Origin of the sequence: Citrobacter sp. Cm038 (assembly GCF_030333105.1) — a bacterium.
Classification (GTDB): Bacteria; Pseudomonadota; Gammaproteobacteria; order Enterobacterales; family Enterobacteriaceae; genus Citrobacter; species Citrobacter murliniae.
The window spans coordinates 139876-155693 of record NZ_JAOWGO010000002.1 but is presented as its reverse complement, the minus strand read 5'-3'; the positions used below and the strand labels follow the sequence as shown (position 1 = coordinate 155693).

The following is a 15818-nucleotide window of genomic DNA, read 5'->3' as shown; positions in this document are numbered from 1 at the left end:
TAGGGAACTGCCAGGCATCAAACCAGTGAAGAAGCCCATCCTGCCGGATGGGCTTTTTTGCGTCTGCGGACTGCAGGAAACACTGTCGTCCGGCAATACAAACCGTACTGAATCCCTTATTCTCCGGTATACGCGAGATGCAATAACGGATACGGCTTTCCAAGGTCATCAACCTCTGAACGTCCCGTCACCTTAAATCCCATCTTCTTATAGAATCCAACGGCTTGTTCATTTTGCTCATTAACGTTGGTCGTTAACCTGGGGGCCAGCATCAGTGCATGCTCAACCAGCCATTTCCCCACACCACATCCGCGAACATCAGGATCGACGAATAAGGCATCCATATGTTCATCTGTGAGCAGCATAAAGGCGATGGGTTCATCCTGTTCCGTTACCGCAACCCATAGTGGAGCTTCTGGCAAAAACGAACGGACCAGTTCTTCCAGCTCAATACGGTAATCAGATGAGAGAAAATGGTGAGTGGCATCGACTGAACGACACCAGATAGAAACTAACTTATCGCTTTCGTCCGTGCGTGAACGACGAATGGTCAGAGCCATAGCATTCTCCTTTTATCTTTACTGCACTATTCTACAGCAAGGGGATGTGAAACTTTCTCACCTTGGGCATACAGACTCGACATTCGTATGATTCCTGGGTATCTTCAGCTATCTGGATGTCTAAACGTTTAAGCGTATGTAGTGAGGTTATCAGGTTATGCCAATTCGCGTGCTGGACGAGCTACCCGCCGTCAATTTCTTGCGTGAGGAAAATGTCTTTGTCATGACGACATCTCGCGCTTCCGGTCAGGAAATTCGTCCACTAAAGGTACTTATCCTCAACCTGATGCCGAAGAAGATTGAAACGGAAAACCAGTTTCTGCGTTTACTGTCGAACTCACCGCTACAGGTGGATGTTCAACTATTACGCATTGATGCACGTGAGTCACGTAACACTCCTACCGAGCATCTAAATAACTTTTACTGTAATTTCGAGGATATCTGCGACCAGAACTTCGACGGACTGATCGTGACCGGCGCGCCGCTGGGTCTGGTTGAATTTAACGATGTGGCTTACTGGCCGCAGATAAAACAGGTTCTGGAATGGGCAAAAGACCACGTCACGTCGACACTGTTTGTCTGTTGGGCGGTACAGGCTGCACTTAATATTTTGTATGGCATTCCCAAACAAACCCGCACGGACAAACTCTCGGGCGTCTATGAACACCATATTCTGCATCCTCATGCCTTGCTGACGCGTGGTTTTGATGACGCATTTCTGGCACCGCATTCACGCTATGCTGATTTTCCAGCAGCACTTATCAGGGATTACACCGATCTTGAGATCTTTGCGGAGACGGAAGAGGGTGATGCCTATCTGTTTGCCAGCAAAGATAAGCGTATTGCATTCGTGACGGGCCATCCAGAATATGATGCCCATACTCTGGCCAGTGAATATTTTCGTGACGTCGAAGCGGGTTTAACTCCGGATGTTCCATACAACTATTTCCCGAAAGACGACCCGCAAAACAAACCGCGGGCAACCTGGCGCAGCCATGGTAATTTGCTGTTTACCAACTGGCTCAACTATTACGTCTACCAGATAACGCCATACGATCTGCGTCACATGAATCCAACGCTGGATTAATCTTCTGTAGCCAGCGATCCTTAAGCGTTTCAGCATATTGAATCAGGCACCTTCGGGTGCCTTTTTTATTTCCGAAACGCACCTCATCATGTAATTAATTTTTATTTTTAATGTTATCAATAAGTTAATTGATAATTAAATTAAAAATGGAAATTGTTTTTGATTTTGAAATTTAATTGAGTAGTCTTAGTTGTGCTGAACGAAAACCGCACAACGATCCTTCGTTCGCATTGGGGATGGTTTTGGATCAATGACGAGGAACTACGCAATGAATCAACAGGCAACAACAACCAATGAGCTGGTGTTTACCAGACCGCATGGCGAGCAAGAACAGCAAATTCTGACTGAAGAAGCGGTGGAGTTTCTGACTGAACTGGTGACACGATTTACACCAAAACGGAATAAGCTTCTCGCTGCACGTATTCAACAGCAGCAGGATATTGATGACGGTAAGTTGCCTGATTTTATTTCGGAAACAGCTTCCATTCGTGAAGGTAACTGGAAAATTCGTGGTATTCCTGATGACTTGCAGGATCGTCGTGTAGAGATCACCGGGCCTGTTGAACGCAAGATGGTGATCAACGCGCTGAATGCGAACGTCAAAGTCTTCATGGCTGATTTTGAGGATTCACTGGCCCCCGAATGGAGCAAAGTCATCGACGGGCAAATTAACCTGCGTGATGCGGTAAACGGTACCATCAGCTACACCAATGAAGCCGGTAAGATTTACCAGTTGAAACCCAATCCGGCGTTATTGATTTGCCGTGTGCGTGGCCTGCACTTGCCGGAAAAACATGTGACCTGGCGCGAAGAAGCGATTCCCGGCAGCCTGTTCGACTTTGCTCTCTATTTCTTCCACAACTATAAAGCGTTGCTGGCAAAAGGCAGCGGCCCCTATTTCTATCTGCCGAAGACTCAGTCCTGGCAAGAAGCTGCCTGGTGGAGTGAAGTCTTCAGCTATGCCGAAGACAGATTTAACCTGCCGCGCGGAACTATCAAAGCTACGTTGCTGATTGAAACGCTGCCAGCTGTCTTCCAGATGGATGAGATCCTGCACGCACTGCGTGACCATATTGTGGGCCTGAACTGCGGCCGCTGGGATTACATTTTTAGCTATATCAAAACGCTGAAAAATCACCCGGATCGTGTTCTGCCGGATCGTCAGGTCGTGACGATGGATAAACCTTTCCTCAGCGCGTACTCGCGTCTGCTGATTAAAACTTGTCACAAACGCGGCGCATTTGCGATGGGCGGTATGGCGGCATTCATCCCCAGCAAAGACGCCGAACGTAACAACCAGGTACTGAACAAAGTTAAAGCGGATAAAGCGCTGGAAGCCAATAACGGTCATGACGGGACCTGGGTTGCTCACCCGGGGCTTGCAGATACAGCAATGGCGATTTTCAACGATGTGCTGGGGGAAAACAAAAACCAGTTATTCGTGACCCGTGATGAAGATGCGCCGATCACCGCAGAACAGCTTCTGGCTCCATGTGAGGGTGAGCGCACTGAAGAAGGGATGCGTGCCAATATCCGCGTTGCTGTGCAGTACATCGAAGCGTGGATCTCCGGCAATGGCTGTGTGCCGATTTATGGTCTGATGGAAGACGCGGCGACCGCCGAAATCTCCCGAACCTCTATCTGGCAGTGGATCCACCATGAAAAAACGCTGAGCAACGGCAAACCTGTCACTAAATCCCTGTTCCGTCAGATGCTGGCAGAAGAAATGCTGGTTATTCAGGACGAACTGGGCGAACACCGCTACAGCAGCGGGCGTTTTGACGATGCCGCGCGCCTGATGGAGCAAATCACCACTTCTGACGAACTGATCGACTTCCTGACCCTGCCGGGTTACCGCCTGCTGGCTTAACTCACCACATCATAATATGGAGCATCTGCACATGAAAACCCGTACTCAACAAATCGAAGAATTACAAAAAGAATGGACACAACCGCGCTGGGAAGGCATTACCCGCCCATATAGCGCGGAGGAAGTGGTGAAATTACGTGGCTCGGTCAACCCGGAATGTACGCTGGCGCAGCTTGGAGCGGCGAAAATGTGGCGTCTGTTGCACGGCGAATCGAAGAAAGGCTACATCAACAGTCTCGGTGCGCTGACCGGTGGTCAGGCGCTGCAGCAAGCGAAAGCCGGTATTGAAGCGGTCTATCTTTCTGGCTGGCAGGTCGCGGCAGATGCTAACCTGGCTTCCAGCATGTACCCGGATCAATCGCTGTACCCGGCGAACTCGGTGCCGGCAGTGGTGGATCGGATCAACAACACCTTCCGCCGCGCGGATCAGATCCAGTGGTCTACCGGTATTGAACCGAACGATCCGCGCTATGTGGACTACTTCCTGCCGATCGTCGCTGATGCTGAAGCCGGTTTTGGCGGCGTACTCAACGCTTTCGAACTGATGAAATCGATGATTGAGGCTGGTGCAGCGGCTGTTCACTTCGAAGATCAGCTCGCCTCCGTGAAAAAATGTGGTCATATGGGCGGCAAAGTGCTGGTACCGACTCAGGAAGCTATCCAGAAACTGGTGGCGGCACGTCTGGCGGCTGACGTGATGGGCGTACCGACGCTGGTTATTGCCCGTACCGATGCTGACGCGGCAGATTTGATCACCTCTGACTGCGATCCATACGACAGCGAGTTCATTACCGGTGAGCGTACCAGTGAAGGGTTCTACCGTACCCATGCGGGCATTGAACAGGCAATCAGTCGCGGTCTGGCCTATGCACCGTATGCTGATCTGGTGTGGTGTGAAACTTCCACCCCGGATCTCGAGCTGGCTCGCCGCTTTGCCGATGCGATCCACGCTAAATATCCAGGTAAACTGTTGGCCTACAACTGTTCACCGTCGTTTAACTGGCAGAAAAACCTGGACGACAAAACCATTGCCAGCTTCCAGCAGCAGCTGTCGGACATGGGCTATAAATATCAGTTCATTACTCTGGCGGGTATCCACAGCATGTGGTTCAACATGTTCGATCTTGCACATTCCTATGCGCAGGGCGAAGGCATGCGCCACTACGTCGAGAAAGTCCAGCAGCCAGAATTTGCGGCGGCGAAAGACGGTTACACTTTCGTATCCCATCAGCAGGAAGTGGGTACCGGTTACTTCGATAAAGTGACGACCATTATTCAGGGCGGTGCGTCATCCGTTACTGCGCTGACGGGGTCGACGGAAGAATCACAGTTCTGATTGTCCTGATGCCCGGTGGCACTGTGCTTACCGGGCCTACGGATCTTCGTAGGCCGGATAAGTGAATGCGCTATCCGGCAATCTCCGGTTCTGGATGAGGGCAAAAGATGTCGCGTGGCCTGGAATTACTGATTGCTCAAACCATCCTGCAAGGCTTTGATGCGCAGTATGGCCGATTTCTGGAAGTGACGTCCGGTGCTCAGCAGCGTTTTGAACAGGCCGACTGGCATGCGGTTCAGCAGGCGATGAAAAGCCGTATCCACCTCTACGATCATCATGTGGGCCTGGTGGTGGAACAGTTACGCTGTATTACCGACGGCAAAAGTACCAATGCGGAGTTTTTACTTCGCGTCAAAGAGCATTACACCCGGCTATTGCCGGACTATCCGCGCTTCGAGATTGCGGAGAGCTTTTTTAACTCTGTTTACTGTCGGTTATTTGACCATCGTTCGCTGACTCCCGAGCGTCTGTTTATTTTTAGTTCCCAGCCAGAACGCCGCTTTCGAACCATCCCACGTCCGCTGGCGAAAGACTTTTTCCCTGATTCAGGATGGGAATCGATGCTCGCGCGGGTACTCAGCGATCTGCCTCTGCGTCTGCCGTGGCAGAACAAAATTCGTGATATCCATTACATCATCGGACACCTGACGGAAACTTTTGGTGCGGATGTGTTGCAGCGCTGCCATTTGCAGGTGGCGAATGAACTTTTTTACCGCAATAAAGCCGCCTGGCTGGTTGGGAAACTCATAACGCCTTCCGGTACTTTGCCATTTTTACTGCCGATACACCGCACCGACGAAGGTGAGTTATTTGTTGATACCTGTCTGACAACCGCTGCGGAAGCCAGTATCGTGTTTGGCTTTGCCCGCTCTTATTTTATGGTTTATGCCCCGTTGCCTGCGGCGTTAGTGGAGTGGCTGCGCGAGATCCTGCCCGGTAAAACCACCGCCGAGTTGTATATGGCGATTGGCTGTCAGAAGCATGCGAAAACAGAAAGCTATCGCGAATATCTGCTCTATCTTGCCGGGAGCGACGAGCAGTTTATTGAGGCGCCGGGAATACGCGGCATGGTCATGCTGGTTTTTACGCTGCCGGGATTCGATCGGGTATTCAAAATTATTAAAGATAAATTTGCGCCGCAGAAAGAGATGTCTGCTGCCCATGTCCGTGCCTGTTATCAACTGGTGAAAGAGCACGATCGTGTCGGACGCATGGCGGACACCCAGGAGTTCGAGAACTTTGTATTGGATAAGCGGCAAATCGCCCCGGCGCTGATGGCACTGCTGCTACAGGAAGTCCCTGAAAAGATAACCGATCTTGGTGAGCAGATCGTTATTCGACATCTGTATATCGAACGCCGGATGGTACCGTTGAATATCTGGCTGGAGCAGGTGGAAGGGCAGCAACTGCGGGATGCAATTGAAGAGTATGGCAACGCTATTCGTCAGTTAGCCGCTGCCAATATTTTCCCTGGTGACATGTTATTTAAAAATTTTGGTGTCACCCGCCACGGGCGTGTGGTGTTCTACGACTATGATGAAATTTGTTACATGACGGAAGTGAATTTTCGCCATATCCCACCGCCGCGTTACCCGGAGGATGAGCTGGCAAGTGAGCCATGGTACAGCGTTTCTCCAGGTGACGTTTTCCCGGAGGAGTTCCGTCACTGGCTGTGTGCCGATCCGCGTATTGGACCGTTGTTTGAAGAGATGCACGCTGATCTGTTTCGTGCCGACTACTGGCGGGCGTTGCAGACCCGAATTCGGGAAGGACATGTGGAAGATGTCTACGCTTACCGCCGCAAGCAACGATTTAGTGTGCGTTACAATCAGCAGGACTAGCGTAATTTTGCGTTAATTGCCTGACGTCGCTGTGCCTATCAGGCTCCGGCGATCTCCGGTTTGTAGGCCGGGTAAGGCGTAGCCGTTACCCGACAAAAATGCCTTAACGAATCCCGCCGTATGCCAGCGTTACCTCTTTCGCCGCTTTAATCGCCATCGCGCCAAACTCAGTAACGCGATCGTCGGTGATACGGGAAATCGGTCCGGAGATAGAGATGGCGGCAAATGGCTCACGATGCTCATCGTAAATGCACGATGCCACGCAGCGCAGGCCAAGTGCATGCTCCTCGTCATCAAACGAATAGCCACGTTTACGCGTCTGGGCGAGGTCTTCTTTCAGATGTACTGGCGATACTAGTGTGGCGTGAGTATAAGCATGCAGGCCTTTACGGTGCAGCAGACCAGTAACCTGTTCTTCGCTTAATTGTGCCAGGAATGCTTTTCCCGCGCCGGAAGCGTGCATTGGCAGCTTGCCGCCAATGGGGGCAGACATACGCATCAGCTGTGTGCACTGCACCTGGTCGATAATAATGGCCTGATGGTCGCTCTGATCCAGCACCGCCAGGTTCACTGTTTCGCCGGAGTCTTCCATCAGCTTACGCAGAATCGGATGGACAATCGCCAGCAGGTTGCGGCTTTGCAAAAAGCTGCTGCCGACGATAAACGCATGTGCGCCCACGGCCCAGTGTCCCAGCTCGCCAACCTGGCGGACAAAACCCTGTTGCTGCATCGTGGTCAGCAAACGGTGCGTGGTGGAATTGGGCAGACCAGCTTGTTGCGCCAGTTCGGTCAGCGCTACGCTGCCGTTGGACTCAGCAATCCACTCCAGTAATTTCAGGCCTCGGGTCAGAGACTGAACCTGCCCGGTTGCAGGCGTAGTAGTGGCGGCAGGTTTTCTACCGCGTTTCGCGGGGACAGTGGCAACCATGGCAGACTCCTTTTCTGTATCGTGGAAATCATTTTCGTTTTATTCAATTATAATGCAAGAATTCCTGTACTGATCGGATGAGTGAAGCTGAACATGTCTCATGTTGGCTGTTGTTTGCTTTTCCGTCATTAATCTTTGTGCGAGTATGGTTCGTTGAGCTTTTTTCGGTCTGGTTGAGCGTTGTCGGGAGTCAGTGTGAGTAGCAAAGTTGAACAATTACGTCAGCAGTTAAAAGAACGTATTCTGGTGCTGGACGGCGGTATGGGCACCATGATCCAGAGTTATCGTCTGAGTGAAGAGGATTTCCGCGGCGAGCGCTTTGCCGACTGGCCGAGCGATCTGAAAGGCAACAATGACCTGTTGGTGCTCAGTAAGCCGGAGGTGATAACCGCGATCCATAACGCCTACTTTGAAGCGGGCGCAGATATCATCGAAACCAACACCTTCAACTCCACGACCATCGCCATGGCGGATTACCAGATGGAATCCCTGTCGGCGGAAATCAACTTTGAAGCGGCAAAACTGGCACGTGCTTGTGCGGACGAATGGACGGCACGCACGCCGAACAAACCGCGCTATGTCGCGGGTGTCCTCGGCCCGACTAACCGCACCGCGTCTATCTCACCGGATGTTAACGATCCCGCCTACCGTAATATCACCTTTGACGGACTGGTGGCGGCTTACCGTGAATCTACCAAAGCGCTGGTGGAAGGTGGTAGCGATCTGATCCTGATTGAAACCGTTTTTGACACGCTTAACGCGAAAGCGGCCATATTTGCAGTGAAAACAGAGTTTGAAGCACTGGGCGTTGAGTTGCCGATCATGATCTCCGGCACCATCACTGACGCCTCAGGACGTACGCTTTCTGGTCAGACGACCGAAGCATTTTATAATTCACTGCGCCACGCCGACGCGCTCACCTTCGGCCTTAACTGTGCTTTAGGTCCGGATGAGTTGCGCCAGTATGTGCAGGAACTGTCACGTATTGCTGAATGCTACGTAACCGCGCACCCGAATGCTGGTCTGCCGAACGCCTTCGGTGAGTACGATCTTGACGCTGATACCATGGCGAAGCAAATCCGCGAATGGGCACAAGCGGGTTTCCTGAACGTGGTTGGTGGTTGCTGCGGCACCACGCCGGAACACATCGCAGCAATGAGCCGCGCGGTTGATGGCCTGGCCCCGCGCCAGTTGCCGGAAATCCCGGTTGCCTGCCGTTTAGCCGGGCTTGAACCTCTGAATATTGGCGACGACAGTCTGTTCGTCAACGTTGGTGAGCGTACCAACGTCACCGGCTCGGCCAAATTTAAGCGCCTGATCAAAGAAGAAAAATACAGCGAAGCGCTGGACGTTGCCCGCCAGCAGGTGGAAAGTGGCGCGCAAATTATCGATATCAACATGGATGAAGGGATGCTCGACGCCGAAGCGGCGATGGTGCGTTTCCTCAACCTGATCGCCGGTGAGCCGGACATCGCCCGCGTGCCGATTATGATTGACTCCTCGAAATGGGATGTCATCGAAAAAGGTCTGAAGTGCATTCAGGGTAAAGGCATCGTTAACTCTATTTCGATGAAAGAGGGTGTAGAAACCTTTATCCATCACGCGAAGTTGCTGCGACGTTACGGTGCGGCGGTGGTGGTTATGGCCTTTGATGAACAGGGTCAGGCCGATACCCGTGCCCGTAAAATTGAGATTTGTCGCCGGGCGTACAAAATTCTTACCGAAGAGGTGGGCTTCCCGCCGGAAGACATTATCTTCGATCCAAACATCTTTGCGGTTGCGACCGGTATTGACGAACATAACAACTACGCGCAGGACTTTATCGGCGCGTGTGAAGATATCAAACGCGAACTGCCGCATGCGCTAATCTCTGGCGGCGTCTCTAACGTCTCGTTCTCGTTCCGTGGTAACGATCCAGTGCGCGAAGCCATTCACGCAGTGTTCCTGTACTACGCCATTCGTAACGGTATGGACATGGGGATCGTCAATGCCGGACAACTGGCGATCTATGACGACCTGCCGGCCGAGTTACGCGATGCGGTGGAAGATGTGATCCTCAACCGCCGCGATGACGGCACCGAGCGTCTGCTGGATCTGGCCGAAAAATACCGTGGCAGCAAAACCGATGATACCGCCAACGCCCAGCAGGCGGAGTGGCGTAGTTGGGATGTGAAAAAACGTCTCGAATATTCGCTGGTGAAAGGCATTACTGAGTTTATCGAACTGGACACCGAAGAGGCTCGCCAGCAGGCAGCACGCCCGATTGAGGTCATCGAAGGGCCGCTGATGGACGGTATGAACGTCGTTGGTGACCTGTTCGGTGAGGGTAAAATGTTCCTGCCGCAGGTGGTGAAATCTGCCCGAGTGATGAAACAGGCGGTGGCATACCTCGAACCCTACATTGAAGCCAGCAAAGAAAAAGGCTCCAGCAACGGCAAGATGGTTATCGCTACCGTGAAGGGCGATGTGCACGATATCGGCAAGAACATTGTCGGTGTGGTGTTGCAATGCAACAACTACGAAATCGTCGACCTTGGCGTGATGGTGCCAGCGGAGAAAATCCTCAGAACCGCGCGTGAAGTGAATGCCGATCTGATTGGCCTCTCCGGGCTGATTACCCCGTCGCTGGACGAAATGGTCAATGTGGCGAAAGAGATGGAACGTCAGGGCTTTACTATCCCGCTGCTGATTGGTGGTGCAACGACGTCAAAAGCGCACACAGCGGTGAAGATCGAGCAAAACTACAGTGGGCCAACGGTCTATGTACAGAACGCCTCTCGCACCGTTGGCGTGGTTGCCGCTTTGCTGTCCGATACACAGCGCGATGATTTTGTCGCCCGTACGCGTAAAGAGTATGAAACGGTGCGTATCCAGCATGCGCGTAAGAAACCGCGTACTCCGCCAGTGACACTGGCTGCCGCGCGTGAGAACGATCTGGCGTTCGACTGGGCAAGCTACACACCGCCGGTGGCTCATCGTCTCGGTGTGCAGAGCGTTGAAGCCAGCATCGAAACGCTGCGTAATTACATCGACTGGACGCCGTTTTTTATGACCTGGTCGCTAGCCGGGAAATATCCACGCATTCTGGAAGATGAAGTGGTGGGTGAAGAGGCGAAACGTCTGTTTAAAGACGCCAACGATATGCTGGATAAACTCAGCGCCGAGAAAACGTTGAATCCGCGCGGTGTGGTTGGCCTGTTCCCGGCTAACCGTGTCGGCGATGACATTGAGATCTATCGTGATGAAACGCGCACACATGTGCTGAATGTGAGTCATCATCTGCGTCAGCAAACGGAAAAAGTCGGCTTCGCCAACTACTGCTTGTCTGACTTTGTGGCACCAAAACTGAGCGGCAAGGCGGATTACATCGGTGCCTTTGCGGTCACTGGTGGTCTGGAAGAGGACGCGCTGGCTGAAGCTTTCGAGGCGCAGCACGATGACTACAACAAGATCATGGTGAAAGCGATTGCCGACCGTCTGGCAGAAGCCTTTGCAGAATATCTGCATGAGCGTGTCCGCAAAGTTTACTGGGGCTACGCGGCGAACGAGAATCTCAGCAATGACGAACTGATCCGTGAGAACTATCAGGGTATTCGTCCGGCACCAGGTTATCCGGCGTGTCCGGAACATACCGAGAAAGCCACTATCTGGGAGCTATTGGATGTGGAAACGCATACCGGTATGAAACTAACGGAGTCTTTCGCCATGTGGCCTGGCGCATCGGTCTCCGGCTGGTACTTCAGTCATCCGGACAGTAAGTACTACGCGGTGGCACAAATTCAGCGCGACCAGGTTGAAGATTACGCCTTCCGTAAAGGGATGAGTGTGGCGGAAGTCGAGCGTTGGTTAGCGCCTAATCTGGGCTATGACGCCGACTGATTCACAAAACTGTCATCTTTCTTTACAACAAACAGGGCACTCAATGAGTGCCCTGTCTCTTTATTACATTTAAACCCTTATACTGAAGGGAACTTGTGCGCATTGTAGGCATGAGTTCAGGAACATATAAATATAAGGAGAACCTGATTCCGTGTTAACTCTGCTACACCTGCTTTCTGCTGTCGCTATGCTGGTTTGGGGCACTCACATTGTGCGTACTGGTGTGATGCGTGTCTTTGGTGCCCGTTTACGCACTGTGCTTAGCCGAAGTGTTGAAAAGAAGCCGCTCGCCTTTTGCGCGGGGATTGGCGTCACTGCACTGGTGCAAAGCAGTAACGCGACCACTATGCTGGTGACGTCGTTTGTCGCCCAGGATCTGGTGGCGCTCACGCCTGCGCTGGTCATTGTGCTTGGTGCCGATGTGGGGACCGCGCTGATGGCGCGTATCCTGACTTTTGATCTCTCCTGGCTGTCGCCACTGCTGATTTTTATTGGTGTGATCTTCTTTCTGGGGCGTAAGCAGTCCCGCGTCGGACAGTTGGGGCGCGTAGGCATCGGGCTGGGGCTGATCTTACTGGCGCTGGAGCTGATTGTGCAGGCGGTGACACCGATCACTCAGGCAAATGGAGTGCAGGTTATTTTCGCCTCGCTAACCGGCGATATCATGCTTGATGCGCTGATTGGCGCAATGTTCGCGATTATCAGCTACTCCAGCCTGGCGGCGGTTCTGCTGACGGCAACGTTGACCGCAGCGGGTATTATCTCGTTCCCGGTCGCCTTGTGTCTGGTGATTGGCGCGAACCTGGGCTCCGGTTTACTGGCGATGCTGAACAATAGCGCAGCCAATGCAGCAGCACGCCGTGTGGCGCTTGGCAGTCTGCTGTTTAAGCTGGTGGGCAGCCTGATTATTCTGCCGTTCGTTCATCCGCTGGCCAATCTGATGGATGAACTGCCACTGCCGAAATCTGAATTAGTGATCTATTTTCACGTCTTCTACAACCTGGTGCGCTGCGTAGCGATGGTGCCGTTTGCCGAGCCGATGGCGCGCTTTTGCAAACGTATTATCCGTGATGAACCCGAATTAGACGCCCATCTGAAACCCAAGCATCTGGATGTCAGCGCGCTGGATACGCCGACGCTGGCGTTGGCCAATGCTGCCCGTGAAGCCCTGCGTATTGGTGATGCAATGGAGCAGATGATGGAGGGTCTGAAAAAGGTAATGCACGGCGAGCCGCGCGAAGAAAAAGAGTTGCGCAAGATGGCCGACGACATCAACGTGTTGTACACGGCGATCAAACTCTATCTGGCGCGGATGCCAAAAGATGAGCTGGCGGAAGAGGAGTCCCGGCGCTGGGCGGAGATTATCGAAATGTCGCTCAACCTGGAACAGGCTTCCGATATTGTTGAACGAATGGGCAGTGAAATTGCCGATAAGTCGCTGGCCGCGCGTCGGGCATTTTCTCTGGAAGGGTTGAAAGAACTGGATGCGCTCTACGATCAGTTACTAAGCAACCTGCAACTGGCTATGTCAGTGTTCTTCTCCGGTGATGTGACCAGTGCCCGTCGTCTGCGTCGCAGCAAACACCGTTTTCGCATTCTTAACCGTCGTTACTCGCATGCGCACGTCGATCGACTGCATCAGCAGAACGTCCAGAGTATCGAGACCAGTTCACTGCATCTTGCATTACTTGGCGACATGCAGCGTCTGAACTCATTGTTCTGTTCTGTTGCCTACAGCGTGCTGGAACAGCCGGATGAAGACGATGAGCGGGATGATCATTAACTGACGGTGATACCTGATGACGCTGCACTTCCAGCCTACCGGACTGCGTAGCGCCATCAGGCGTTAATTAAAAGCAGTGACCTGCTTCAAGGGCTATCGCTTCTTCACCCGCTTTGAATACGTAAGTGGTGTTCGGGCCGCCAAGAATGGCTTTATCGTTACTTACTTTGATCCAGTTCCCCTCCGGCAAACCAATCACTGTCAGTTCCGGTGCGACAACCAGCAGCTCGCGAATACGCTGTTCACGCGTTTCGCCTTTGTGGCCTTCCGGCAGCGCGTTGGTGAAGTGCGGGTTGATTTGTAGTGGGAACAGACCCAGGGCGTCAAAACCTTTTGGATCGACAATTGGCATGTCATTCGTGGTACGGATAGTCTGGCAGGCGAGGTTCGCACCCGCACTCCAGCCGATGTACAGCGCGCCGCGTTTGACCACGTCAACAATTGGTGCCAGCAAGCCACGCTCACGGCTCTCTTTCAGCAACTGGAAAGTGTTACCTCCGCCGACAATCACCACTTCAGCGTTCTCAATGGCTGCGACCGGATCGGCAACGGTATGAATGCCTGTGACATCGACGCCCATTGGCGCAAAGATGGCTGCCGTTTTCGCTGTATAGTCGTCCCAGGTTTGCGTGACACCAGCAAACGGAATAAACACCGCAGAGCGGCGACCGTTCAACTGCTCAGCGATCAGTGGCAGCGCGTGTTCCATCCAGCCTTTGCCTGGCAGTGTCGAGTTACTCAATAAAAGCAGTTCCATCATTTCTCCAGAGAATCAGTAAATTACAAACCACAGTAATGCTACCACCGTCAGTGTAACACCTTACTGATATGGCTCACGATGTTGGAGATGAGGTTGTGGAAAGCGCCTCGCAATAATGCGTAATTTTTCAGGATGCTGCGATTGATACGAGAAACGATAACGGTGGAGAGGGGAGGCAGCTGTGTGCCAAGAGCGGACATTTCACACTTCTACTAATGTGGGGCTGAAGCTCGGCCTAACGAAAAAGCATATTAAGTGTTTTTTTGTACAGCGTTGTCAAATTAGTTTCTAAGATATTCCTTGTGAGGCATCAGGAAAGAATCCTAAGCGGAAAATATTTTAGGTTTATCCTGACGTGGCTTGGTGTGTACTTAAAAATGACAATGCAAAGGTTATGTTCTTAATGTAATATTTCACGCAGTTGTGACTTCAAACCTTGAGATATAGCCTTTTCATTAAATAATAATTTCTGACATATCATACAGTGGTATTGCGCCAGGGATTATTAATGATGATGGTCTAAAAGAAACTTTACCATTGTCTATTTCTTGGTAATGAAAATTATCAATTGGCATAGCATAATCGATGAATGATTCCAATGTGTGCATAAGTTCATTGATATCTGACGACCAGTTATTTTTTATAATTTCAACAATATCTCTACGTCCGCCACCTGGCATTGAATCCATATATGAAAAATGCCCTTCAATTAGAGATTGAACCGCCTCTATCGAGCTATAATAGTCAGTCACATAATCACTTGATTTTGAAAAATTCAAAATCCAACGTCCAATGACTTCATCCATGTTTAGGCTTACATTTCCTTTTATAAGATTATCACCATGCTTTTTTTTATCGGATGCGGCTATGCCAAAACTACAATATTTATCTTTTCTTGCATTCCTATTGAAGTATGATTTAGAAAACAAATCCTCTCCATTATTACCTTCAACCTCGCCAACAAATCCAAATGTGTCTTTTCCATCTGATATAACAATAAACAAATCAGAATAGTTTAGCGTCTCTGTTAAAGTACAGCCATTGATGTCAGATATTATAGTTTTTGGTTTTGCCATTACACCTTTTGGTAAAAGCATAGTCAGTTCTGTTTTACTATACTCAACTCTTGCTCTGTAAACTTCAGAGTCTGTACCAACTTTAAATACATTCATGTAGCGAATGTAAAAATCATTCACCCCATAGGACTTCAAAATACTATCACATAACAACTTAAATGCATCTATACCTGAATTGGTTTTAAGGAAATCAACCATAACATATTCAAATGCGTGATTTTTTATTGTATTTTTCATATTGCTGAAAAAATTATTTAACCTTAGTTCCCCTTTGTATTCCTTTAAAGATTTAGCCCCCCCCCAATTACTGCCAAGATTTTTTTGGTAACGTATAGCTTTCAAAATGGAACAGAAAAAAATAGCCCAGTAAGATTTATCGTTATCAACAATATCTCTTTTAGGAATAATTATCGTAGTCTTATCCAAAATAACTCCATTTCGTTGTCAAAAAGACCATCTATATTTATGGTTAAATAAATTCTTATTATATCCATATTTTTTTTCATATCAACCTTAATGAATTTCAGCAACCCGAGAACATCCACTGTCAATCGGGTATTAAGCCCAATGGACGGAAAGGTACTTGAAGGCGACAACCACATGATGAACTTCATATCGTCAGTTTTAAATATAGCTTAGAGAGGCTGTCAACGGGCTGAGACCCGGCAGGTCGGCATGATATGCTGACATGACAGGTT

10 protein-coding genes are annotated in these 15818 nt (G+C 50.7%); 6 read left to right on the top strand and 4 right to left on the bottom strand.

Features of this window, described 5'->3' with window-relative positions:
• Positions 1 to 116 precede the first annotated feature (116 nt).
• On the bottom strand, positions 117 to 560 hold the full coding sequence (locus OGY01_RS00685) for an acetyltransferase (protein ID WP_048222517.1): 444 nt from the start codon (positions 558 to 560) through the stop codon (positions 117 to 119).
• Positions 561 to 717: 157 nt separating this feature from the next.
• Here OGY01_RS00685 and metA point away from each other — a divergent pair, with 157 nt between their 5' ends.
• The 4 genes from metA (at position 718) to aceK (ending at position 6694) form a co-directional block, all read left to right on the top strand.
• Positions 718 to 1647, top strand: coding sequence for a homoserine O-acetyltransferase MetA (metA, locus tag OGY01_RS00680; RefSeq protein ID WP_045438413.1), 930 nt, complete (start codon positions 718 to 720; stop codon positions 1645 to 1647).
• A gap of 268 nt (positions 1648 to 1915) precedes the next feature.
• The gene (aceB, locus tag OGY01_RS00675) at positions 1916 to 3517 is read left to right on the top strand and encodes a malate synthase A (RefSeq protein WP_045438415.1); all 1602 of its coding nucleotides are present in this window, start codon (positions 1916 to 1918) and stop codon (positions 3515 to 3517) included.
• A 31-nt stretch (positions 3518 to 3548) separates the two neighbouring features.
• Positions 3549 to 4853 carry an isocitrate lyase gene (aceA, locus tag OGY01_RS00670; protein WP_045438418.1) on the top strand — a complete coding sequence of 435 codons (1305 nt, stop codon included), beginning with the start codon at positions 3549 to 3551 and terminating at the stop codon, positions 4851 to 4853.
• A 107-nt stretch (positions 4854 to 4960) separates the two neighbouring features.
• Positions 4961 to 6694 carry a bifunctional isocitrate dehydrogenase kinase/phosphatase gene (aceK, locus tag OGY01_RS00665; protein WP_045438421.1) on the top strand — a complete coding sequence of 578 codons (1734 nt, stop codon included), beginning with the start codon at positions 4961 to 4963 and terminating at the stop codon, positions 6692 to 6694.
• A 103-nt stretch (positions 6695 to 6797) separates the two neighbouring features.
• On the opposite strand, the gene iclR is transcribed toward aceK, so the two are convergent.
• A complete protein-coding gene (iclR, locus tag OGY01_RS00660) occupies positions 6798 to 7622 on the bottom strand; it encodes a glyoxylate bypass operon transcriptional repressor IclR (protein ID WP_048222507.1) in 825 nt (274 codons plus the stop codon).
• 195 nt (positions 7623 to 7817) lie between these two features.
• On the opposite strand from iclR, the gene metH reads away from it, so the two are divergent.
• Positions 7818 to 11501 carry a methionine synthase gene (gene metH, locus OGY01_RS00655; RefSeq protein WP_200013358.1) on the top strand — a complete coding sequence of 1228 codons (3684 nt, stop codon included), beginning with the start codon at positions 7818 to 7820 and terminating at the stop codon, positions 11499 to 11501.
• A 151-nt stretch (positions 11502 to 11652) separates the two neighbouring features.
• Positions 11653 to 13284 (top strand): Na/Pi cotransporter family protein, encoded by a 1632-nt coding sequence (locus OGY01_RS00650; RefSeq protein WP_045438428.1) that lies wholly within the window; start codon positions 11653 to 11655, stop codon positions 13282 to 13284.
• A gap of 67 nt (positions 13285 to 13351) precedes the next feature.
• On the opposite strand, the gene pepE is transcribed toward OGY01_RS00650, so the two are convergent.
• Positions 13352 to 14041, bottom strand: coding sequence for a dipeptidase PepE (pepE, locus tag OGY01_RS00645; protein ID WP_286492243.1), 690 nt, complete (start codon positions 14039 to 14041; stop codon positions 13352 to 13354).
• A 458-nt stretch (positions 14042 to 14499) separates the two neighbouring features.
• Positions 14500 to 15546, bottom strand: coding sequence for a hypothetical protein (locus tag OGY01_RS00640; RefSeq protein ID WP_286492236.1), 1047 nt, complete (start codon positions 15544 to 15546; stop codon positions 14500 to 14502).
• Positions 15547 to 15818: the final 272 nt, after the last annotated feature.